Origin of the sequence: Thalassobacterium maritimum, from assembly GCF_031127805.1 — a bacterium.
Classification (GTDB): Bacteria; Verrucomicrobiota; Verrucomicrobiia; order Opitutales; family Coraliomargaritaceae; genus Thalassobacterium; species Thalassobacterium maritimum.
Genome location: NZ_JARXHW010000006.1, coordinates 41,932 through 66,174 on the forward strand (window position 1 = coordinate 41,932; position 24,243 = coordinate 66,174).

General features: G+C 53.1%; 16 protein-coding genes and 2 pseudogenes. 5 read left to right on the top strand and 13 right to left on the bottom strand.

Going from position 1 to position 24,243, the window contains the following annotated elements; translation table 11 throughout:
* Nucleotides 1–10: 10 nt before the first annotated feature.
* The 5 genes and pseudogenes from murQ to QEH52_RS04190 form a co-directional block, all read right to left on the bottom strand.
* A pseudogene (murQ, locus tag QEH52_RS20500) lies at nt 11–907 on the bottom strand (N-acetylmuramic acid 6-phosphate etherase); the annotation flags it as partial.
* Between the two features lie 204 nt (nt 908–1,111).
* Nucleotides 1,112–2,026, bottom strand: a pseudogene (locus QEH52_RS20505) (N-acetylglucosamine kinase); the annotation flags it as partial.
* 129 nt (nt 2,027–2,155) lie between these two features.
* On the bottom strand, nt 2,156–2,545 hold the full coding sequence (locus QEH52_RS04180; protein WP_308948803.1) for an HU family DNA-binding protein: 390 nt from the start codon (nt 2,543–2,545) through the stop codon (nt 2,156–2,158).
* Between the two features lie 54 nt (nt 2,546–2,599).
* Entirely contained in the window at nt 2,600–3,946 is a 1,347-nt protein-coding gene (locus tag QEH52_RS04185; RefSeq protein WP_308948804.1) for a DUF1552 domain-containing protein, read from the bottom strand.
* Nucleotides 3,947–3,953: 7 nt separating this feature from the next.
* Complete coding sequence (locus QEH52_RS04190; protein ID WP_308948805.1) at nt 3,954–6,242, bottom strand: DUF1592 domain-containing protein; 2,289 nt, start codon at nt 6,240–6,242, stop codon at nt 3,954–3,956.
* 190 nt (nt 6,243–6,432) lie between these two features.
* On the opposite strand from QEH52_RS04190, the gene QEH52_RS04195 reads away from it, so the two are divergent.
* Together QEH52_RS04195 and rpoN are read left to right on the top strand one after the other, a co-directional pair.
* A complete protein-coding gene (locus QEH52_RS04195) occupies nt 6,433–7,389 on the top strand; it encodes a serine/threonine protein kinase (RefSeq protein WP_308948806.1) in 957 nt (318 codons plus the stop codon).
* 20 nt (nt 7,390–7,409) lie between these two features.
* The gene (rpoN, locus tag QEH52_RS04200) at nt 7,410–8,858 is read left to right on the top strand and encodes an RNA polymerase factor sigma-54 (RefSeq protein WP_308948807.1); all 1,449 of its coding nucleotides are present in this window, start codon (nt 7,410–7,412) and stop codon (nt 8,856–8,858) included.
* 49 nt (nt 8,859–8,907) lie between these two features.
* Here rpoN and hemW read toward each other — a convergent pair whose 3' ends face one another.
* Together hemW and QEH52_RS04210 are read right to left on the bottom strand one after the other, a co-directional pair.
* Nucleotides 8,908–10,053, bottom strand: coding sequence for a radical SAM family heme chaperone HemW (hemW, locus tag QEH52_RS04205; protein WP_308948808.1), 1,146 nt, complete (start codon nt 10,051–10,053; stop codon nt 8,908–8,910).
* Between the two features lie 96 nt (nt 10,054–10,149).
* Nucleotides 10,150–11,130 (bottom strand): YeiH family protein, encoded by a 981-nt coding sequence (locus QEH52_RS04210; RefSeq protein WP_308948809.1) that lies wholly within the window; start codon nt 11,128–11,130, stop codon nt 10,150–10,152.
* A 90-nt stretch (nt 11,131–11,220) separates the two neighbouring features.
* On the opposite strand from QEH52_RS04210, the gene QEH52_RS04215 reads away from it, so the two are divergent.
* Nucleotides 11,221–12,153: a LysR family transcriptional regulator gene (locus QEH52_RS04215; protein ID WP_308948810.1), complete on the top strand. Its 933-nt coding sequence runs from the start codon at nt 11,221–11,223 to the stop codon at nt 12,151–12,153.
* A 54-nt stretch (nt 12,154–12,207) separates the two neighbouring features.
* Nucleotides 12,208–12,675 carry a superoxide dismutase [Ni] gene (locus QEH52_RS04220; protein WP_308948811.1) on the top strand — a complete coding sequence of 156 codons (468 nt, stop codon included), beginning with the start codon at nt 12,208–12,210 and terminating at the stop codon, nt 12,673–12,675.
* Between the two features lie 54 nt (nt 12,676–12,729).
* Here QEH52_RS04220 and QEH52_RS04225 read toward each other — a convergent pair whose 3' ends face one another.
* The 3 genes from QEH52_RS04225 to panC are packed head-to-tail and all read right to left on the bottom strand — an operon-like array spanning nt 12,730 to nt 16,128.
* Nucleotides 12,730–13,683 carry a ketopantoate reductase family protein gene (locus tag QEH52_RS04225; protein ID WP_308948812.1) on the bottom strand — a complete coding sequence of 318 codons (954 nt, stop codon included), beginning with the start codon at nt 13,681–13,683 and terminating at the stop codon, nt 12,730–12,732.
* Complete coding sequence (nadB, locus tag QEH52_RS04230) at nt 13,683–15,281, bottom strand: L-aspartate oxidase (RefSeq protein WP_308948814.1); 1,599 nt, start codon at nt 15,279–15,281, stop codon at nt 13,683–13,685. The genes QEH52_RS04225 and nadB overlap by 1 nt, the downstream gene beginning before the upstream one ends.
* Nucleotides 15,282–15,285: 4 nt before the next feature.
* Nucleotides 15,286–16,128 carry a pantoate--beta-alanine ligase gene (gene panC / locus QEH52_RS04235; protein WP_308948815.1) on the bottom strand — a complete coding sequence of 281 codons (843 nt, stop codon included), beginning with the start codon at nt 16,126–16,128 and terminating at the stop codon, nt 15,286–15,288.
* An 89-nt stretch (nt 16,129–16,217) separates the two neighbouring features.
* On the opposite strand from panC, the gene QEH52_RS04240 reads away from it, so the two are divergent.
* Nucleotides 16,218–17,462, top strand: a complete 1,245-nt coding sequence (locus QEH52_RS04240) for an LL-diaminopimelate aminotransferase (RefSeq protein WP_308948816.1) — start codon at nt 16,218–16,220, stop codon at nt 17,460–17,462.
* 209 nt (nt 17,463–17,671) lie between these two features.
* Here the strand turns inward: QEH52_RS04240 and QEH52_RS04245 are convergent, their stop codons facing one another.
* The 3 genes from QEH52_RS04245 to QEH52_RS04255 all read right to left on the bottom strand — a co-directional run bounded on the left by QEH52_RS04245 (nt 17,672) and on the right by QEH52_RS04255 (nt 24,001).
* On the bottom strand, nt 17,672–21,769 hold the full coding sequence (locus QEH52_RS04245; protein WP_308948817.1) for a Calx-beta domain-containing protein: 4,098 nt from the start codon (nt 21,767–21,769) through the stop codon (nt 17,672–17,674).
* A 63-nt stretch (nt 21,770–21,832) separates the two neighbouring features.
* On the bottom strand, nt 21,833–23,206 hold the full coding sequence (locus tag QEH52_RS04250) for a M20/M25/M40 family metallo-hydrolase (RefSeq protein WP_308948818.1): 1,374 nt from the start codon (nt 23,204–23,206) through the stop codon (nt 21,833–21,835).
* A gap of 12 nt (nt 23,207–23,218) precedes the next feature.
* Entirely contained in the window at nt 23,219–24,001 is a 783-nt protein-coding gene (locus QEH52_RS04255) for a M48 family metallopeptidase (protein ID WP_308948819.1), read from the bottom strand.
* Nucleotides 24,002–24,243 lie beyond the last annotated feature (242 nt).

Genomic DNA, 24,243 nt, shown 5'->3' on the forward strand with positions numbered 1-24,243 from the left:
TGCACCAAGGCTATGAGCTGCCTATCGCGGCACGCACGTAGCCTTGGTGTTGCTCGAGTTTGTGTTTGGCTGTGGCGAAATCGAGGCCAGTATGCGCCATCACAATGGCGGCCTTGATTTCGCCCTGCGCGCGCTCAAGTAATACGCCGGCTTCGTGCTCGCTGCTCAAGGCGCCGGCTTGATATACGATGCGACGAGCCCGGACCTTAAGCTTTTCGTTGGTCGCTTGCATATCGACCATATGGCCCGCATAGACCTTGCCCATGCGGATCATGACTGTGGTGCTTAGCATGTTGAGCACGATTTTTTGCGCGGTGCCTGCCTTCATACGGGTGGAGCCTGCAATCATCTCGCTGCCGGTCGCGACTTCGATCGGATACTCGGCCCACTGACTTAATGGGGCATCGCGATTGCAAGCGATCGAAACAGTGCGTGCACCCAAAGCACGGGCGGCTTGCAGGGCTCCGATGCAATAAGGAGTGCGCCCACTCGCCGCGATGGCGACCACCACATCATGCTGCGTCAAGGCTCGGTCACGCAAATCTTTGCCCGCTTGCGAGGCATCATCTTCGGCGCCTTCAGCGGGATAAATTAATGCGGACTCGCCACCAGCAATCACCCCTTGCACTTTTTCGTGCGACACACCGAAGGTCGGAGGACATTCCGACGCATCCAACACGCCTAAGCGCCCACTGGTTCCGGCACCCACATAGAAGAGCCGCCCACCAGCCGACAAACTGGCAAAGATGCCTTCCACTGCAGCTGCAATACTCTCAGCGACTGCCGAGACTGCGCTCACGGCTTCTTGATTCGTTTCTGCAATCAAACGCACGATCGCCAGCGAATCCAACATGTCGAGATCCCGCATCGCAGGGTCGCCACCTTCAGTCGCCAACGCGCCGAAATCCTCGCAACGCGTAGCTGTCGACGCGTCGGCTTCGAATGCTTCGCGACTTGTGCTGGCTTCACGCTCAGAGTCGAAACTCTTCGAGCTGATAAAGCGATTGAAGCCCTGCGTGAATTTAGCATCAAAGCTGGCTTCAGTGGCATGCCCCTGCATGCGTAGCAAATAGCGTGCACCACCAAAGACAGGCGGCAAACTGGGTCGTATCAAATTAATGGCTGCGGACAGCCCACAGTCTGAAAGACGCATCTCGAAGTTGTGTCTAAAGATTGCTGCCTCCCACAAGCCCCCAGCCAGCACCACGTCAACAGGCAAGCGGATATCAAAGCTTTGCTCTGCTTTTTTGACCGATTGAGCCAATAGCTCCGCTGCTGAAGATGTCACCTCTGAGATGATTTGCAACGCTACAGCATCTTGTTCACTGGCGGCGGCAATGACCCACGGTGCCAAGGCTGCAATCTGCTTTTTACCATCGCGATAGACTAGCGGAATTAAATCAAGCACGCAATCCACTGCGCAGGCGGCACAAATGCGATCGGTCAAAACTGTAGCTGGCCCCACGCCGTCGTGCGCAGCGGTGATCGCTTGCAAGGCACGCTGCCCTAGGTCGTAGCCTCCTCCGTTATCACCAATTAAGTAGCCCCAGCCCCCGACGCGAAATTCCTGTCCCTGCGCATCGATACCATAGCTCACCGTGCCCGTGCCCGCAATCAACACCAGCCCAGGTAGCTGATGAATGCCACTCCAGAGCGCAGCTACGGCGTCGTGCATCACCTGCACCCTAGCCTGAGCTCCAAAAGCTTGTGCGGTCTGCGCTTGGAAGTGCGCGTTAATCTCGGCATTGGAGCCACCGGCCAGTCCCACAAAAACAGCCTCCAATTCGGACAAAGAAGTCTGCGCACTCAAGCCAGCATAAATCCGTGCCAAGACCTGGGAAGTCTCCACATCAGAACCGTTGGGGTTCAGTGGCAGATCCAGTAAGACATGCGCCCGGACTTCTCCATTCGCCAGAAACGCCACAGCCTCGGTTTTACTGCCACCGCCATCAATGGAAACGTAGACCTCTTTTAGTTTAGCGACTGGCGTGCCCAGGACACTGCCCTCTGGATTCTTTGTATTCATTTTTTAAGGACTTTCGATTGCTCTATAAGATAGCTAGCAAGGACTCTCATTGAGCACCAGCTGTTTATTAGACATAAAAAAAGCTTCACGCACGATACGTGAAGCTCAGGAACATCGCGCGAGCGATGTTTAAAGTTTTGCAGCAATCGAAGGTGAGGCCTTGAAGGAAATCTTCTTTTTAGCTTTCACATTGACTGAAGAACCGTCGAGGGGGTTACGGCCCTTGCGAGGTGCCGATGCACCCAAGTAGAAATTACCAACGCCAGGAAGCGGAGCCACTACAGCAGGCTTTACGGATGCTTCGCCACGCTTCGGTTTCTTCACAGCCTTAGCCGCTTTTTTGAGAGCTTTTAAGTAAACGGCGCCCACAGCATCCAAGGTGCGTGTTGCCTCTGCTTTACTTTCCAGACCGAGCTCCTTTTGGAGCGCTTCAACGAGTTCAATCTTTGACATATATTTATTCTGTTTTGGGTTTAAGGTCACCACAGCGGCGGTAACAGCAGAACTCAAGATAAGCATATCTCATTAAAAAACCAAGCATTTATGACATTTCTGTGTCACTGCAGGTTTTTATCAAATGGTAGCTAGCACCCCACTACTATCCCCGAAGCGCTCCACTGGCTTGCCTGCTTTTTCCAGCATCGTACAATAAAGGTTACACATGGGCTCGTTCTTATAGCTCAAATGCCGACCACCAGGAATGGCGCCCCCCGCTAAAACCACCGGCAAATTGTCATGGTTGTGGCGATTACCATCCCCGATACCGCCGCCATACACCAGCATACAACTGTCAATCAAGTTGCGACCTTGTCCGTCTTGAGTTTTCGATAACTTATCTAAAAAGCGCGCAAAGGCTTGCAGATAAAACTCGTCGATACGTTTCAAGGATTCGATTTTTTGCGGATCTCCCTTGTGGTGCGACAATTGATGATGTCCGGAACGTATGTCCAACTCGGGAAAGGCACGCGCGGAACCGTCGTGCGCTTGCAGGAAAGTAATCACACGCGTGGAATCGGTGCGAAAAGCCAAGAGCATCAAATCATACATGGTGTCTAGGTATTCCCGATAGGACGCAGGAATCCCGCCCGGCAATTCAAAGTCGAGGGGCATCTCATTGGCTTCGAAGTGAGTGTTTTGCAAACGCCGCTCCACCGTGCGCAAGGAAGTGAAATACTCCTCCAATTGCTCACGATCTTCGGAGCTAATTTTACGGTTCAAACGTGCGGTATCCGCACGCAGGGTATCAAGTACGCTTTTCTGGCGCGTCATGCGCTGCTCCATCAATGCGAGTTCACGTGGATCACTCGCGCCATAGAGTTGCTTAAAAATTGCGCGCGGATTCACCTGCGGCGGCAGCGGCGTATGTGCATTTTGCCAGGAGAAGTTATATTGATAGGCGCAACTATAGCCGCTGTCACACACACCGCTGCGGCGATAGTGGCTCGCCGAAAATTCCAATGAGCGAAAACGACTGCCGGGGCTGAGATGGTCCGCGGCCACTTGATCAAACGAGCGACCTAAATAGATATCTGCCCCGCCGGTTTTCTTCGCCTGCGCGCCGGTCAAAAAAGTCGCGGTGGCCCGCGCATGATCCCCAGGACCATCACCGTTGCCATTGGCATTGCGATGCTCCAGGCCGCTAATCACATTTACGTAGCGTCGATAAGGGGACAATGGCTCCAGGGTTCGCGAAAGGGAGCCAGTTAGGCGTCCCACTGCGCCGGGGTTCCAGTTTTCCTGGATCACGCCATTGGGATGATAGATGAATGCCATGCGCGTGGGCGCGTGAGCGCCGGCAGTCGCCGCGGCTTGCAAGCGTGTCGGCACGAGTGATTGCAAAAACGGCAATGCCACTAAGGCACCGGCACCACGTAAAAAAGCACGACGTGAAAGAGAAGCTGGGCGATCGGGCGTATTCATAAAAAGATCAAGGGGCGTGATGACTAATTGAAAGCATATTCCTATTGGGGAGCGGTGCAAATTCTTTTACCACGGCTTGCACCAGTGCAGAAAACCGAAAGTCTTGCGCAGCAGTGGCGTCGGCAATACGTTGCAGAGCGGCGTCGTCTCGCCAATCGAGCCCACGGCCCGCGGCATAGATCGCGAGTTTACCAGCCACATTGCGCACGAAATCGCCGCTACGTTGCTGCTCAAAATACTGCGCCAGCTCGATTGGACTGGCGATGCGCGCACCATCGAAGAGCGTCTCCTCCGTCAGTTCTTTGCGCTCCTTCGGCGAGCGCAAGCGCCCGACTCCATCGAAATGCTCCAAGGCCAAACCGAAGGGGTCCATAATGTCGTGGCAAGAGGCGCAGTTCGGGTTCGCACGGTGCTGAGCTAAGCTGACACGCAGATCACTTGGATCGGGGCGCCCCTCAGTGTTGGGCAGAGAGGGAATGTTGTCTGGCGGTGGAGGAGGCGCAAGTCCGATCAAGTTTTCTAAGATCCACTGACCACGCAAGACTGGGCTGGTATGATTGGGATACGAGCTCACAGTCAACACGCCCCCCTGCGCCCAGACACCTCGCCGTGGCGTATCCGCCAAAGAGACCTTGCGGAAGTCAGCTCCGCGCACGCCAGAGATTCCGTAATGCTCCGCCAGCAATTGATTTGCAAAGGTATAGTCAGCATTGAGAAAATCCAATACGGGGCGGTCGTGTTCTAAGACATACATAAAAAACTGCTCCGTCTCTTCGCGCATGGCCTGCAATAATTTTCGGTTCGCATTTTTATAAATGCTTAGATCTGGCTGATGCACTTCCAAGTCTCGAATACGCCACCACTGCCCAGCAAAGTTCTGCGCGAGTGCAATCGCTTTCGGGTCCGCCAGCATGCGCGTCACTTCGCTCGCTAGGTTTTCGTGTAGCTGACGTCGCAGGGCGAGCTCAAAGAGTCGATCGTCGGGCATCGAACTCCACAGGAAATAAGAGAGCCAACTGGCCAACGCAAAGCTGTCCTCACGCATCGAATCGACCTGCCCTTCAAAGCGAAAGAGAAACGAGGGCGAGCTCAGTACGGCATCGATGACGGCGTAAAGCCCATTGCGCACATCTCTACTTTCGCGGTTGCCACCATCATTGGCTTGAAAGACGCGCCACAATGCGTCGACTTCTTCTAGTAGAGCCGGACGTCGGTAGGCTCGGCTGGCAAAGCGATGTATGCCATCGCGCATTTTTTGCCGACTCAGACGCTCGGGCTGTGAGCCAAAATGACGATCCAAAAAGAGGCTCTGCAAGTCCTCACTCGATTGCTCCGGCCCCAGCAGTCGGACATGGTGAAAAATTAAATTACGGTCCAGCTTCCCCGTGGCATCCTGCTGATAATAATCGTTTAAGAAACGTAATTCCAATAAATGCTCCCCCGCATGCTGGATTGAGATCGACTGCTCAAATACCTCAGGTGCATCGCCCTTAGCCGCACTCACTTCGTATTCAGCCACGGCTTGGCCGTCTAAATAAAATGCTGCTCGCGCCTTTTCCGAACCCGCCTGCTCGGCACTCAATGCAAATTGCAAGTCATAGCGGCCATTTGCAGGGAAGAAGACGCGTTGCTTCACGGCATGCCGCGCGCCATTGGCAACGATCACACGCGAGCTTCCACGGTTATGCCCGCCCGTCCACTCTCCTGCACCCAGTTGCCACTCTTGCTGGGGCCAGCGCTGCGGTACCGCCACCCCGGCCACGCTAGCCGCCACATCAAAATAGCGCTCCATTAAAAGCGGGGAAACCGTCAGCGCCGCCGCAATATTATCAAAGCCATAGCCGGCATCGTCCGCGGGTAAAGCACTCGCCCAGTCGCCCTCAATGAAAAAGAGATCGTTTAAGCTGTTATTGAACTCCACTCGATTTAAACGCCGTAGCGAAGCTGAGGTCGGCTGATAGTCCGCCGCCAGTAGCACCAGCTCACTCTCAATCTTACGCACGAGTTGCTGACGTGCTTCCTGAGGCATCTCTCTGCCATCCGGATGCGGCATATAGTGCGTACGCAACGCATGCGCCACCTCGGCCCAACGCTCCGGTTGCGCCACGAGGTCGGCTCGTGGGTCGATATTAATTAAGTCCAGCCCCGCATCGGTGGAAAAGCCACCGTGGCACTCATAGCAATACAGATTTAACGCTCGGTCGGTGGCCTCCCATGTCAGTAGTGCCTGCTCGGCCTTACAATCAATGGCTAACAGCCAAAGTAAACCGATGAGGAGATAGTTGGGGTGTAACATCTGAAGTAAAATAGCAGAGCTCCCCAACACAACGAAGTACAAAAAATGGTCTTACAGAGTGCAAAACTGAAAATAATAAGCATTTTTCATGCTAGATTCACAAATCCGCTTGCGGAAATTGAATTTTACGCATTTGATGCGCCGAGTGAGTCACATAAAACACATATTCAATGAGCTACACTTTAAACTCGTGCGAATCATCGCCGAGGGGGGCATGGGCATTGTTTATGAAGCAGAGCAAAAAGGCGCAGGCAAGTTTGTAAAGCGTGTGGCCGTTAAATTGATTCGCGAAGAGTATTCCAAGATCGAAGAGTTTCGCAGTAATTTTGTGGGCGAAGCGCGTCTAGTGGCAGACTTAATTCACACAAATATTGTACAGACCTATCATCTAGGCGAAATTAGTGGTCAGTATTTTATGACGATGGAGTATGTCGATGGCATTACGCTGGAAGACTTCATCATGCGCCATCGCGACACCAAGCAACTGGTGCCCACTGATCTGGCTGCATTTATTGTATCACGCATCTGCCGCGGGCTCTCCCATGCTCACCAGCGCTGTGACAAGTCAGGGCGCAACCTCGGCATCGTACACCGCGACGTCAACCCGCGCAACATCATGCTAGCGCGCGAGGGCGACGTCAAACTCACCGATTTCGGAATCGCGAAGGCCTTCGACTTGATGTATAACGAAGAAGGCGAAGTCATCGCGGGCAAAGATGAATACCTCTCGCCCGAACAAGCCCGCCGCGAAGTGACGGATGCACGTGCCGACCTGTTTAGCTGTGCGATCTTACTTTCCGAACTCTTGCTGGGCGAAAACATTTTCGAAGCCAATCGCGAGGAGGCGACTCGCAAGAACATACTGGAACTCAGCATTCCAGACTTCACAGATTTACGACCAGAGATTGACCCGCGCTTGGATGACATTCTCCAGCGCGCCTTCAAACGTAACCGCGACAAGCGCTATCAAAGCGCTCAAGCGATGCTTACCGCTCTAGAAATGTTTTTATATGGCGACGGCTACGGCCCCACAAACGAAAAGCTGGCCGCCTACATGCTGGACCTCTTCGAGGAGGGCGGCGAAAACGCAGCCGAAAGGTGGAACAAAGGTCTTACCCCCGGCCTAGAACAAAACGAATCTGATTAACGCAATCGAACGCTCTCACTATGAGTACACAGGGGTTTCAACAAGTACAGAAGCAGACACAATCACTCGTTTTAGCGCCACAATTGCGCAATTCGCTGAAGATTCTGCAGGCTCCGGCGGTTGAACTGCGCACCTCCATCCTAGAGGAATTGCAGGCCAACCCTTTGTTGGAAGAATTGCCCATCGATAGCATTAGTGTCGAGGAGCACAAAGAGTCGCCCAACGAAAACGAGCCCGAAGCCAACGTCGAACTCGACTTCAATGCGGAGGATTTCAGTGCGCTTGAAAAAATGAGCGATGAAATGCGCGAACATTACGCGCAAGAAAACACGGGGCAATCGCACACTTCAGAAGACGATGAACGTCGTGACTTTTTCTTAAATTCACTGACTGAAAACGTCTCACTCCAGCAGCACTTAATTGAACAAGCCGAACTCACTGATTGCAGTGAACAAGAGCTTGAGGCCCTACTCTACCTGATCGGTAGCTTAGATGACAGCGGCTACTTAACGGAAACCATTTCCAACGTCGCGCTAACTGCACGCATACCTTATGGTGTGGTCACTAGCGCAGCGGCCACACTCAAGACATTCGACCCTCCCGGCATCGGCACCGAGAACTTAGAAGATTGCTTAGCCACGCAACTGGAGCTGCGTGGCCGCGGCGACTCCCTTGCGGCCAAAATCTTGCGCGAACACTTTGACTTATTGGTACGTCGACGCGTGCCCGAACTCAAACGCAAGACAGGCGCCAGCCCTGAAGACATACAAGATGCGATCGAAGAAATTTCCACGCTAGAACCCGCACCGGGCAAACGCTTCAGCCCCGATAGTAATAGCGTGATCCAGCCCGACGTCAGTGTATTTCAGGATGAATATGACGAGTGGCAAGTGGTCCTCAACAGTGATTATATCCCCCGCCTACGCATCAGCAGCACCTACAAGGACATGCTAGCCAAAGGCACACTGAGCAAGCAGGAGAAAGAGTTTATGCTCGAGCGTATGCGCTCTGGCAAGTTCTTGATTAATTCGATCGAGCAACGCCAACAAACCATTGAGCGCATCACGCGTGAGATCCTAAAATTTCAAAATGAGTTCTTCGAAGTCGGTGTTTCCAAACTACGACCGCTCACAATGAATACCATCGCAGAAACCGTCGGCGTGCACGAGACGACAGTTAGTCGTGCGATTGCCAACAAGTACATCCGCACGCCGCATGGGGTCTTTGCTTTCAAGTATTTCTTCACACCAGGCTACAAAGCAGGCAATGGCGAGTCGGTCTCGAATAAAACGATTAAAGACATGATTGCTCAAATCATCGAAGAGGAGCCGCCCGCCAAACCATTGAGTGACCAGAAGATCGTCGAGCAGTTGAAGGCAAAAGATATTAAAATCGCCCGCCGCACGGTGGCAAAATACCGCGAAGAGTTAGGCATTTTACCCACGAATTTGCGTCGTCGCTACGATTAAGCTTCTGTAGTTTTCGCTTTAAGCAGAAGCCTGTTGCCGACACTTCCACCTATACTTCTAACAAGGCGCTCCCGATTGCATCACATACGAGGCGACCACGATGTGTGAGCGCATATTGACTTCCTTGCGACCGTAACAGCCCCTCACGTTCAAAGATTTTCAACTGCCCCTCCAGCTCTGCCCGATTACTGGCAGTTGGAAAGCGTTCGTTGATCGACTGCAGGTCGACACCACGATTCATACGTAGGCCAAATATAATAGAATCTGCCAGCAATAAGTCATGGTCCAAAGTGACACACTCCGTCTTCGGCGGCTGGCCCAATTCCATAGCAGTGCACCACTCATCTAAATTAGCCGGGCGCTGGTAGCGCTCACCAGTAAATTGACTGGCCGCAGAAGGGCCACAACCGATCCATTCCTGCATGCGCCATGTATTCATATTATGACGACATTCCGCATCGGGCTGCGCGAAATTCGAGATTTCGTATTGCGCGTAACCGAGCTCTGCCAGCAGCTCCCAACCACGCTCGTAGAAACGCAGTTCTTTGGCTTCATCAATCGACACCTTGCCCTGCGAGAGTTTGACGTAAAGTGCAGTGTCCTCCTCAAAAGTAAGGCAATACGTGGAAAGGTGCGTCGGCCCCAGTCGTGCCGCTTCACGTATGTCTGCCTCCCACTGCTCGATACTCTGGTTTGGAATCGCAAACATCAGATCAAGATTTGTCTGCGGAAAACCAGCCGCCTGCACCCGCTCCCAGGCGGTATAAATTTGCTTCGGATTGTGCAAGCGCCCGAGCGATTCAAGCAATTTGGGATCAAAACTTTGCACCCCCATGGAAATGCGCGTCACGCCCAGGTCGCGCAACACCGCGAGCTTGTCGGCCTTGACGGTGGACGGCGCCATTTCAATCGTCCACTCCTCAGGGGGCTGCGGTAAGCGCTTTAATAAAGAACGGCCAAGGCGCTCTAAATCCTTTGCCGCCAGCAAGCCTGGCGTGCCCCCACCCCAGAATACCGTGTCCACGACACGATCCTGCGGCAGCTGAGCAAACTCCAGATCCATCGCTGCCAAATAGCGATCCAAGTCCCCACGTCGTGGCTTCTCTTGATAAAAGGCACAAAAGTCGCAGGTCGAAGCGCAAAAAGGCACATGACAATAGATGCCAATGGGAGGGGCTGTGGTCGAAAGGGCCATATAGCAGCCAGTGATAGTTCATTTATCTGTGCGCGCAAGTCGAAGCTCGCGAGTTACAAAGCTTCCTCCCAACAGCACCTGCGAGGCAGTCATCAGCTAAGCCCGCATCCAAAACTTCAATGCCAGCAAAGAAAGCGCCGCTGTGGGAATCCACAAACTGACACCAAGCGCCAGCGGACGCCAGCCGACTTGCTTCAACATTGCAGGCACCATGCCCACGCCGATCAAGAACAAGGCGACCGTCAAAGCGCGCTGACTCCAGTGAAAGAGCTCGGCACCGAGTGGCTGCAATGCGGGCAGCAGCCAAACCAAGCCCGCCATCCCGATAAAGCCGAGAATAAACCATGGCAGAGGGAAACGCGCCTTCGTCTCAACAACCTGCCCTTGTGGTACGTTGCGACGTTCCGCTTGGTGGTAGTAGCTCGCTAAGCAAGCAACCGGAATGATCCAGAGCGAACGTGCTAACTTCACAGTCGTGGCAATCAATAAAGCGTCTGGGCCATAGGCCAAACCTGCGCCCACCACGGAGCTGGTATCATGAATCGCCAACGCAGCCCACCAGCCAAACATGCTTTCGCTCAGGTTTAAATAGTTGCCGACTAGCGGAAAGAGCAGCAAAGCCACCGCATTTAAAGCAAACACCACAGCTAGCGCGGTCGCGGTGTGTTGCGAGCGTGGACGCAACACGCCCGCTACCGCTGCGATCGCACTCCCCCCACAAATCGCCGTTCCGACACAAATCAACAAGCCCGCCTCCTTGGGCACTCGCAGCCAGTGGGCCAACCAGCCGCCAAATACCAAGATCAATGCAATGCTCACAAAAGTAATGCCAAATCCATCCATTCCTGCTTGCGCCACCAGCGGTAGATCAATCCCGGCTCCCAAGCCAATGATCGAGATTTGTAATAAGCGGTGCGCCCAGAGGCTCCAACGCTCCGGTTGAAGGTTCCAGCCCAACTGAGCCACTAAAATACCGAGCCCCAAGGCCACCGCACCGCTCGCGCCCCCAAACAGAATTGCCAACATTCCCAAAGGAATGCCCCAAGCCCCAATGCGCATACCATTTCGCTGATTCATTTGCATGCCGCTAGTATAGCCGAAATCATGCTACAGTGGTAATTGATAGATTCAATTTGCCATCAGCTTTTTCTATATCAAACTACAGGCATGAAAGCTAGTCTACCACGACTCGACCCCGAATGGTTATCCACCTTCCTGGCCATCGTGCAGCATGGTGGTGTATTGGCCGCATCGCGCGCTTTGCATCTATCACAACCAACGCTCTCCGCCCGCATTCAACGTCTGGAAGATGCGGTCGGGCAAAGTCTCTTTGATCGCTCCAGTCAAGGCATGACGCTCAACGACGCAGGCAAACGCCTACTTCCGATCGCACAACGCCTGCCTCACCTGCTTCGTGAGGCCTTCGAAGCGGTCGACCCGTACAGCACCCAGATACAGAGTGCCCCCATCCGTATTTCGGCGAGTTCCACGCTCTCTGATTTTGTATTTCCGAAATTATTAGCCGATTATCTACGAAATCACCACAATACAGGCATCGAGCTGCGCTCCGAAAATACCGACGAAGTGCTCGCCGCGGTGCGCAGCGGACGTGTCTCACTGGGGGCTGTGGAGGGTCTCACGCGTGCATCGGGACTGCACCTAGAGCCTTTCACCGTGGACGAAATTATACCGATCTACGCACCGGGCCAAGTGAGCAAAGCACTCAAGCAGCAGCTCGCACAACCCGTAAGCCTAGAGATGCTGCCACAGTTGCCGATACTATGGCGCGAGTCTGGCTCGGGCACACGACGCGTAATCGAAGAGCACTTTAGTAAACATGGGCTACGGATCCAGTCGCTTAAGCCCAATCTAGTATTTGGCAGCACCATGGCACTCAAGCATGCCACCCTAGCTGGCTTGGGCATCGCCTTCATGCCACGGCGCGTGCTACAACAAGAATTGGCTCTCAAGCGCCTGCGGCAAATTGACTCTCTCAAGCTTTCAATCGAGCGAACCTTCAGCTGGGTGATTCCAGCTGGCGAGCTCCCCCCTGAGCTAAAATCCTTCTACCGCTGGGTGAATGCGCATTTTCGCACATAAAGAAATCAAAAGCCTAGTTTGCATTTTTGATCATTCCCGTAAGAGTATGCGGCCATGAAGACATTCCATATACTAACATTCGCTCTCGCTTCACTTGTTTCAACCGCCTCGCTCAGCGCACACTGCCAGGTGCCCTGTGGCATCTACGGAGACGAAATGAAATTCGGGGAGTTAGAGCAACACATCGAAACGATTGCTAAAGCATCCAAGAGCATTCGCGAAATCGCAGCGAAGGACACGCTGACTGCGCAAGACCAACAACAGCTGATCCGCTGGACCAATAATAAAGAAAGTCACGCCCAAAAGATCATAGATGAAACCGCCAACTACTTCTTAGCCCAACGCATCAAGCCTGACGCGGATCATTATGCTGACAAATTAGAGGTGCTGCATCACATCATCGTCTATTCAATGAAGTCGAAGCAAAGTGTCGAAGACGAGCCCGTCGAAACACTCTCCAAGAAAGTCGCCGCATTTAAAGAGCTCTACCTAGACCACAGTCACGAGCATCACACACACTAAATTTGACTAGATCGGGCGTCGCGAATCAAGGAATCAAGTGTCGCGACGCCCACTCTAATGAGTAGATAAAAGCTGCTTCAACTCGTCGTATAACTTTTGCAGCTCGGGCATCTGCGCACCCAGAGCATGCCCACGACGTAGAGGCTCGCCCCAAATGGACTCGAGCTCCACTGGTTTGCGCGCTAAATAATCGATCAGCGAGGATGGCTTATAGGCCCCCATTTTTTCAGTCACGCTGAATTGGCCAGCAATAAATTTATCGGAAATGCGGTGACCGGCCAGCACTGCTACAGCACGCACTTCCTCCATCAAAACGCGAGCGCGCTGTATCAGATCGGGGTCCGCGAGTATTTTATCCGTGGTGATTCCGCCTGCAGCGATAGACAGGCCGTTAAAAGGCACATTCCAGCAAAGCTTGCGCCAGAGTGCAGCGTCGAGTTGCTCGGCATGGCTCGTCACGACGCCGGCGTGATTAAAGGCATCCACCACTGCTTGCGCAGCCTGAGGCCAGCGATCCCCAAGAGAACCCACTTCAACACGGCCAGGATGATAATTTTCAACGTAGCCCGGTGCGGTGCGGTTCACGCATACGAAACATAATCCGGACAGTATTGGGTTTTCGGGAAAATGCTTCGCAAAAAATTCGGCGTTGCCCATCCCGTTTTGCAGACAGAGCAGCACGGTATGCCCAGGCTCTACAATCGACTTGAGAGATTCGACGAGCGCTTCATTGACCGTCGATTTTGCGGCAATTATAACGCAATCGGTCGGAGCCATCGTATGCGCCTCGCGGGTGACGTATTCCAGAGGTGCTTCGATCGAATCTAAGATCTTAGCATTCTTAGGATTCACCATAGCGATACGGATCCCTTCGTTTGCCAGCGTATCTGCATCCGAGCGCGCTAGGACCGAAAGCTTACGAGTGGGCCCCGCGATACGCCCTCCATAATAAAGGCCAACCGCTCCCGGCCCCACTAAAGTCCAACGTCCTAGATCGTTTTCTTTCATCACTGTTTAACTACTGTAGTATCGACTGAGGTCTCAAGTTTGTTCGGATAATCCAGCGTATAGTGCAGGCCTCGACTCTCTTTACGCAGCAAAGCGCAATCAATGATCAAGCTAGCCACTAAAATCATATTGCGCAACTGTAACAGGCTCTCATCCACCTTAAAATTCCAATAATACTCGTTGATTTCGCGCTCTAAGTTTTGAATACGCGTACGAGCACGCTGCAAGCGTTTGGTGGTGCGCACGATGCCCACATAGTCCCACAGGGTGCGCTTTAATTCATCTAAATTATGTGAGAGTATCACACGCTCATCAGAATCACGTAGATCGCCATCCTTCCATTCGGGTAACTCAAAAGATTCTGACTCGGCCTCAGCCAGATACTGGATCAGCGCATCCGCACCACGCGTGGCCATCACAACCGCTTCGAGCAGAGAGTTACTCGCTAGACGATTGGCACCATGTAAGCCTGTGCAAGCGACTTCGCCACAAGCATAAAGCCCCTTGAGCGAAGTCTCACTGTTGAGATTGGTTTTGACGCCCCCGCATAAATAATGGGCAGCAGGCACCACCGGAATCATGTCTTTTTCCAAATGTATGCCCAGAGCCTCACAGTGCTCATAAATATTGGGAAAACGGTCACGGATGACCTCGGCCGACTCTCCGCGTACATCCAGCCACACGTGAGGGGCACCTGATTTTTTCATTTCGGAGTCGATCGCGCGGGCCACGATATCGCGCGGGGCTAAATCTTTACGCCGGTCATAGCGTTCCATAAAAGCTTCGCCTGCAAAGTTGCGCAAGATGGCACCCTCCCCGCGCACGGCCTCACTAATCAAAAAGCGATCGGAGTCGTTGGCATAGAGTGCTGTCGGATGAAACTGGATAAACTCCATATTACGCACCTCCACTCCCGCGCGATACGCCATCGCAATGCCATCGCCAGTCGCGATGGATGGATTGGTCGAGAATTGATACACTTGCCCGATGCCCCCGGTTGCCAGTAAGACTGCCGACGCGGCATAGGTCTCCACCTCATCGGTCTTGCTGTTGAGCGCATAGACGCCGAGCACCTTATCGCTCAATTTGCCCTCGCCCACTTCACGCACCTTACTGGCGGTGATCAACTCGATCGCAAAATGGTGCTCCAAGACCTCGATATTGTCGGAATTAGTGATGCCGTGGATCAACGCTTGCTCAATCGCTTTGCCAGTCACGTCTTTCACATGTAAAATGCGCCGCTTGGAGTGGCCGCCCTCCTTACCTAAGGACACGCGCCCATCATCAAGCTGGGTAAACGCGACGCCTCGCGCCGCCAGCTCCTCGATGCTGGCGGCGCCATCCTTTAGGATCTCACGCACCGCTTGCTCGTTACAAAGACCATCGCCCGCGTCCAATGTGTCGGCGACATGCATTTCAACATCATCCGTCTGCGAAGTCACCGCGGCGATACCGCCTTGCGCGTAGTTCGTATTGGAATCGGCCGAATTCTTCTTGGTAATGACGGCTACACGGTGCCCTGCTTCAGCGATCTTTAAAGCAAAGCTCAGCCCAGCAATTCCACTACCGATGACAATAGCATCGTAAAATTTAGACATGCGCTTAGAGTTGGATGTTATCAATCAGGCGAGTTTGTTCCGCCCATGCAGCCACACAAAGTAATTGTTTGCCAGGTAGAATCTCACGAGCCGGCTCCATGCTATCGCGATCGACGACCTGCACATAGATAACGCGCAGGCGGCGTGAGCCCATCAAGTGATGCGTGACTTCGGCCACGATACGATCCACACTTTTGGTGCCGCGAGCAACCATCTCTTGCGCCATCATCAGTGCTTTGGAAATGTTGCTCGCCTCTTCACGTTGCTGATCCGTCAAGTAAGAGTTACGTGAACTGGTCGCCATACCATCGGCATCACGTTGAGTCGGGCCAATCACGATCTCCGCGGGGATATTCAGATCCGCCACCATTTTCTTGATTACGGCACACTGCTGCGCGTCCTTCTGCCCAAAGACCGCGATGTCGGGTCGTGTGATATTAAATAGTTTCAGGCAGACCGTAGTGACCCCACGAAAATGGTGCGGACGGGTAATGCCGCAAAGCCCGGAACTAATACGCTCCTCATTGACATAGGTCGAATAGCCCTCCGGATACATTTCATCCACGGACGGATTAAACACGATATCGGCTCCACGTTCACGGCACTTCTCGATATCCGCCTCCAACATGCGAGGATATTTTGCGTAATCTTCGCTAGGTCCAAACTGGGTGGGGTTGACAAAAATGGAAACAATGACCTTATCGGCCTTTTCCTTGGCAATATCAATCAGAGACAGGTGCCCCTCATGTAGGCAGCCCATAGTAGGCACGAGCCCGATCAGGCGTCCGCTAGAGCGCAGGCCGATGGCGTGAGATTGCATTTCATTTACCGATTGAATTGTTTGCATAACAAGATTTTCGTAAAGATTAACTAGCTTGTGCCATTTTTCACAATCATAAATAGAACTTAACAACAACCAATCCAATAAAGAATATTATGAGCGACCCATACATCCAGGAACTCTTCGCCGAGCGCATCGGCGGTAATCAGTACGGCAAATCCACTGCCATCTACAAGTTTGAGAAGATCAAACGTGCCAAAAAGGCAGCCAAAGAGGCCAAGCCGGACGTTGCCCTGATCGACATGGGCGTCGGTGAGCCCGATGAGATGGCCTTCCCCATTGTCATTAAGACCCTACAAGAAGAAGCCGCCAAGCCCGAGAATCGTGGCTACGCCGACAACGGTGGCGACGACTTCAAGAAAGCTGCAGCGCAATACATGGCCGACGTATTCAAGGTGAACGACATCGACGCCAGCACAGAAGTCGTGCACTCGATCGGCTCTAAGACCGCACTATCTCTGATCCCGGCCTGCTTCATTAATCCGGGCGACTATGTGCTCATGACCGTGCCAGGCTATCCTGTGCTCGGCACCCACGCTAAATACCTAGGTGGTCAGGTATACAACATGGAGCTGCGCGAAGAAAACAACTTCCTCCCCGACTTAGACGCCGTGCCCGCAGAAGTCTGCGCCAAGGCAAAGATCATGGTACTCAACTACCCCAACAACCCCACAGGCGCTTCTGCCACATTGGAGTTTTTTGCCAAGGCAGTCGAGTTCGCCAAAGCCAACAATCTCATCATCCTACAAGATGCGGCCTACGCCTCGCTGATTTTCGAAGGTAAGCCCGTATCCATCTTCCAAGTGCCCGGCGCTAAGGATGTAGCCATCGAGCTACACTCCCTCTCCAAGAGCTACAACATGACAGGCTGGCGCATCGGCTTTGTAGTCGGCAACCCACTCATCGTGCAAGCATACGCGGACATGAAGGATAACTCCGATTCCGGTCAGTTCCTCGCCATTCAAAAGGCAGGTGCCGTCGCACTCGCCAACCCACAGATCACCGACGAAATCGCGGCCAAATACTCGCGCCGCATGGATCTATTAGTCGCGGCAATCAATCAAAACGGTTTCAACGCCAAAAAGCCAAAGGGCAGCTTCTTCCTCTATGTAGCAGCCCCCAAGTCGGCTACTGTCGACGGCGAAACCACCGAATTCGACTCAGGCGAAGCCTTTAGCCAATGGCTCATCACCAACGAGCTCATCAGCACCGTGCCTTGGGATGACTGCGGTCGTTTCGTGCGTTTCTCCGTAACCTTCGCCGCACAAGGCGAAGACAAGGAAAAAGAAATCGCTGACGAAATCGCTCAACGTCTCGCGAAATACCAATTCGCATTTTAAATAGTTTCCCGCAACCGACGCACGGCGCAAAGCCGTGCGTCGGTCCAGCGGCCCCCACAGCGAACCGCCTAGCGATTCGCTCAACACCAACGATTCGCTCAACAGCAGCGATTCGCCAAACACCGGCTATCGCCTGCGTTCTACACACAAAGCGAAAAGACGTAGCATGACGGCGGAAGCCGTTGTCCATAGCAGCCTCCTCGGACAAACTATTCAGTACGACTCACATTGACTCGGAGAAAACGTTTCACATTGGCGGCATTCACGGCTTCGGTATCACGATAAGTGACCGTTTCGGTGCCATCGAAATTATTAACCGCTTCACCGACTTGCACGGCGCTACCGAGCCAATCCCCGCTGAGCTCGGATTCGCTCTGGACTGTGTATTCTAGATCGAGCGAAGGCGCACGACGATTGAATGTGATCATTAAATAATCACTGCCCGCGAACTCTTGCACCGCGACTTGCGGCAGCGCATCTGTATCGGCCACTCGCGGGTCCGAACCGAAGGCAAATTCAGCTAAATTCCCATAGGCGTCGTGATCGGGGTTCGCAGTATCGCCGCTGACCATAGGATCCTGCAATTCCGCGAGAGTAAAGTGCTCCTCTTTCCATGCATTGAAGGCGGTCTCGATACTGACGACTGTTTGTTGACGCTCTCCGAGTAGAGCGCCTCCAATTTGGGGCACTCCCAAATTGAGGACAAAGCTCTCGGGCGTATCCGCAATCGCATCGCTATGGATGGGAATATGGATCGTTTGCGGGCTGCTGTCTCCATCGGCCCAAGTGAGGACGCCGTAACTATCCGTATAATCAAGGCCTGGCGTCGCATCGTCAGCAACAGTGGCATAGCCCAATGTAAGCGCTCCCAGGGAGCCTCCGATACGTTTCACGGTAATATTTGCTGTGGTGCCTTCGACCTCCGTGCTGGCATCACGACTCAACTCGATTACGCCTGGCAGCCCCGCTAAGCCTGATATAAATCGCCACAAGGGACGATTTGGCGTCGCTGCTTGAAAAGATGTATACACTCCCCCGAGTAATATATTCCCATCTGGCTGTAGAGCTAATTCATAAACACGCCCAGCATGCCCTCCTGCAGCTGCAAATGCGGCATCGACCGTGCCATCTGAGCTTAGCTTCGCAATACGAGCGACTGCTGTACCACTCACATCTGTAAAATTGCCTCCAATCAATATATTTCCATCCGGCAGTATCCGCAAGGTCTCGACCGAATCATTAGGACTCACAACAAAATCACGATCGACTGAGCCGTCCGAATGAAGACGAGCGACCCCAGCGCGAGCGACATCATTAAAAGCACTAAAACTGCCCGAGATAAGTATTTTTCCATCGATTTGCACAGAAATATCTTCAACCGTGCGCAATGAAGCCATATTCCCCTCAAGATGCGCCCCCTCCATTACGCCGTCGAAGCTAGCATCAAGCGCACCTGTCGCCTCTACGCGACAAAGCCCAGCCTGAAATGGTAGGCTTGATGATAGATAAAACACACCTCCAAGTAAAAATTTACCATCAGCTTGTAGGGCTATAGATTCAATGCGCCAACCGCTGGTGCCTATAAAATCAGGCCCAACGAAGTCCGTATCCAGCGCACCAGTGGAATCGAGTAAAGCCAAATACTCCCGATCTATGTCGCCGACATGAGTAAACATGCCGGCAATAAGCACATTGCCATTAGGCAACGACAACATCGCATAAATGCGGTCATCGACCCCCACACCAGGGTCGAAAGATGTATCCAAACTGCCATCACTCAACAATCGGGCGATGCGGTTACGAGGCACACCATCATACTCCGTGAAGCGCCCCATGATGAGAATCTTCCCATCGGGCAACAGTTGAACTTGATCTATCGAAGCATCTGCGCCTGCACCGGGATCAAAACTGGTATCAATGCTGCCATCCGAGTTTATCCGCGCGATGCGCCCATAACTGTAGATATCATAATTACTATCCTGCAAACTAGAGAAAGCTCCTGCGATCAACATCTGGCCATTCGCTAAGGGCGCGATCGAATAAACGGAATTATTAATATGATTCGCCGCAAAAGTTGTATCACGTGCGCCTGGGTCGGCGATCGTCACAGTAGCATCTGCCGGCGGCACGACCACTCCACCCGTGGCACCAGTGAGGCTGACAGTAAAGTTTTCTGTGCCTTCCACCTGCGCATCGGCGACGATTGGAATCGAAATCGTTTTGGCACTCATGTCCCCATCCGCCCAATTGAGCGTGCCGGAACTACTGGTATAGTCGGCGCCCGCTGTAGCCGTGCCCGCACTGGTGCTATAATTGACCGAGACCGCGCCCACCGACTGGTTACTGCGCGTGACAGTCAATTCAGCGACGGCACCTTGCTCGTTAATAATATAATCGGACTCGCCCCACTGTAAGCGTGGCAAAAAGTCGATACTGACATCAAGCCATTCATTGGCCCCGCTGCCGCCTTGAGCGAGATTGGTAATACGAATGCCTGCGGCACTATCGAAAAAAGTCGAACCGACCGCCAGCGGCGCATCATACGGATTGCTACCGGGCGTTGTAAGATCGAGTAAGTTCCCTTGCTGGAGGGAATTGTAGCCCCAGAGCACATAAGCCCCATTATCGGTCGCGTTGGAATCCAAAGCTCTGCGATAGCCGATCCAGTAATCACGGGTTGAATCACGCACCACTTTGACCGCACGCGTCAGATTCAGATCCGCCCCTGCCTCGTCGAAACGATACAGCCTGACTGTCGCATCACTCAGTATAGTGTCGACCGCCGCGTCGGGAATCCACTGCAATAAGCTCTTATTCCAATGGCTAAAATCGTTTTCCGCATAATCACCATCGCCCATCAGATCAAAGGGGTCCCCATATTCGGTGGAACTGCCTGCGAGGTCGACTGGATCACTACCGCTCACCTGCCAATAATTTGAGTGACGTAAGCCGTAGGTATGCCCGAGCTCATGGCCTACGACGCGAAAATCAAAGTAACCATTGATCCATAGATTACTGCCGATCACGTTGGCACGCCCCCCAAAAGTGAATTTAGACCCACTCAGTCCCGATAAATTACTAAAGACCACCGCGACACGATCATAATCCTCTACATCAAAGCCTGCACTCAGGGCCGCCGCACGTGCATGTGTATGCAGCAAGGTCGTGGCATCGGCCGCCGCATAGCTTTCCGCAGTATTGGGCATGCGCAAGACACCCGTCACATCTGAACTCGAATCGAAGACGAGGTCCGTTTTTCCAAAGCTGCTGTTTTGTAGAAAATTGCGCACCTCCCCACTGTCGTTGATCACTGAATCCAATAAGCTTGGCGTGATCTCAACCGTTCCATTTTTATTGATCGGCACCCCTGTCAAGTCCGAGAAGTCGACCAAGATGACCAGTAAAGACTTGCTGCCATGGGTCCATGATTGACTGGGCCGCCCAGTCACGCCCGACGAGCCACTGCCAGCATCATTAGAGCTCAGAACCGGGTTATACTCCGCAGCCTGAACTGTGTGGGCAAACTCAGCCAAGGACGTATCCTCAGGTAGCACATGCCACTCCCCCAGCGCTTCCACAGTGCGCTCTCCCGTATCTGCCCGAGGCGCTCCCTGCGGGCGCGGTTCCCCCTCCGCGACGACTCGTATCCGCGACTCCGCCACTGCCAGCGATTGATCCAGTGCAAAGCCATGCAGCGAGGTCTCTCGCAAGGAGGCATCGTGCAAGCGAGCCCCATATACATAGACACGGTATTCTTGGTCATTAATCACCGTCGCTCGATAGAGCTCATGGGTATGATCTGGCTCCACCCCATCGGGATGTAGGCAGCTTTGCATGACAGCCAACTCCGCTCGCGCCGACACCGGCTGCTCAAGAAATTGCAGCACCGAAGCCGGCAAATCGACCCGCTCCACACGAGTAACGGCCAAGGCGAGCGCCGACTCAGGATCGTTCTGAATCAAATCCAACATCACTGGGCGACGCAGCTTTGCCAGCTCAATGCCTCTGCTCAAGAGAGCGGCTCGTTGCGCCGGAGCACTCACGAGATAGTCATCGATCCAAGTGGCAAATTCCTCCATTACCGGCGCCACGGAACTTGCTTGTGGCAAGGAGCCAAACAGCCGAGGCGCCTCAATAACATCGGGCTCACGCGCAGGCGGTGGCATCGGTTTCACCCCACGGTGCGCCCCCACCCCTTCCGCTGGTCCCACCGCAACAGCTTGCTGAATCTGCTGTTTTCGAAAAAATCCTCCCGCGCAAAACAAGAAAAAGAGCGCCAGAATGAAAAGACGAGGTAGTTTAGACATAGTCCCAGAGTAGGCAAAACGACCGCCCTGACAAGCTCAACTAATCGCGCGCAGTAGACCTATTTATTCCGCAGCGATATTCTTAATAATTTGCTCGAAGGCGGAGATTGCATTTTCCATCAGCGATAAATCAAAGCTTTCGTCGGGAGCATGCAAGTTATCCACTGGCGTAAAGAGCCCGATCATCAGCGCGTCGAGTCCAGCCCGTTTCTTGAAGTCGGCGATCACAGGAATACTGCCGCCTTCGCGCAGATAGATGGGCGCTTTGCCAAACTGATCCGCAATCGCCGCATCGGCGGCCTTAAACGCACGCGCAAGTGACGCGGGCTGATCTGCCGGTGTATTGGGACGCTCCGGCGGCACCACGTAATAAGCTTCCGCAATCCCACCATCGCGGAAACTAAGCGTCACCCCCTTGGGGCAGCGCTCACGAATCGTTTGTAACAATTGCGCCTGAATCTTAACCGGATCTTGGTTGGCCACTAGCCGGCAAGTGATTTTAGCAAAGGCTTCACTCGGAATCACGGTCTTAGAGCCCTCACCTTGATACCCGCCACCGATACCATTAAACTCAAGTGTTGGCCCAAAACGCACGGCTTCAAGTGGGCTGAGGCCATTGGCGGGATAAAACGCAGGGACATCCAGCATCGCGCGATAGCTCTCCACGGTTTCAGGATAGCGCTTTAACTCTTCTCGCTCCCAATCAAAAACGGGCACGACATCGTCATAAAATCCGGGCACGTTCACACTGCCGTCGGGATTGTGTAAAGTGGCGCAAATTTCCATAAGTGCCTGCAACGGATTATAAACGGCGCCCCCGTGAATGCCGGAGTGCAAGTCACTTTTAGGTCCACGTAATTTGATTTCCATGTCAACTAGACCACGCAACGCGGTAGTGATCACAATCTGCTCGGTATTGGGACTGCCTGTATCAGAAACCAACATAAAGTCAGCCTGCGACAAACGTTCGGCATATTGATCGAAGAATTTAGGCATGCTCGGGCTACCAATCTCCTCTTCGCCCTCGATCACATAAGTAATGTTCAAGGGCAAATCAGGCTTCGCTTGTAATACGCGGGAGAGCGCTGCCATGTGCACAATCGTGGGGCCCTTATTGTCGGCGGTGCCACGACCATACAAGCGACCATTACGTACAGTCGGTTCAAAGGGTTCATCCGTCCATAGTTCAAATGGATCCGCAGGCTGCACATCGTAGTGCCCATAAATGACCACATGCGGCCAATCGGGGTTTCCGATACGCTCGGCCAATAAAATGGGGTGCAAGTCGGTGGGCACCACCTCGACTGTAAAACCGATTTCCTCGAGCAAACGGGTGGCGTATTCACGCGCACCTTGCATGCCTTCAGCATATGCGGGATCAGTCGAGACGGAGGGAAAACGAATATATTCTTTGAGAACCTCTATTGGGTTTTGCATAATCTGTATCTGTTAACGTGTTTTATAAATTTCGTAAGCTTTTGGCATTAACTCATTGAGTTTTTGAATACGAGTCGAACCGGCGGGGTGCGTGGACAAGAACTCAGGTGTGGAGCCCCCACTCTGCGCATCCATTCGTTCCCAAAATCCAATCGCAGCACGCGGATCATAGCCTGCTTTTGCAGCATAAATAAGTCCAATCTCATCCGCTTCGCTCTCATGATAGCGACTATACGGCAAAATAACCCCCAAGGTCGCCCCCGCACCGTAAGCAGCCATAATCATAGTGCGGTCGCTACTATCCATATCTTTGGTGCCGAATTGCAGAGCTAAGGCGCCCCCCGCAGCCAACAATTGTTGCGTCACGCGCTCATTGCCATGTCCCGCCGCAACGTGTGCGACCTCATGCCCCATTACAATTGCCAGGTCATCATCGGTCTGTGCCACTTTAAAAATACCCGTATATACGGCAACCTTGCCGCCCGGCATCGCAAAAGCATTGATTTGCTCTGGATCGTCGAAAACGACAAACTCCCACTGTGCATTGGGCATGTCCGGAGCGGCCACGTATGCGATGCGCTCCCCCACTCGCTGCACCATTGCATTGTAGTTAGGATCCCTGGAGATCGGAGTCTCTTGCTTGAGCTGACCAAACTGAGTCGATGCCATCGAAGCCAATTGATCTGCAGGCACCAGGTGCAAGGCAGAACGCCCCGTTTGAGGAACAGTATGACACCCCGCCCCCAAAAAAATAATGCTAGCGAGTAATGGAAGGATATAAAACTTAAAAGGCATACCACAAAATAGTGCAAATGCGCCTAGCAAAGCAACTTTGTTTGCGACTTAGTTCAATAAACACGATTCTGATCCGATGTATTAGCTACACATTATATTACAAAAAATAACTTAATCTAGATAATACACAAAAGGTTTCCCTTGTCATGCGGCATAAATACAGGTAAAGCTGCGCAGCCTGCATGGCTGATATAAATCAAACAAAAACGCAACTAGCTCACCTAAGTGACGCTTGGAAACCT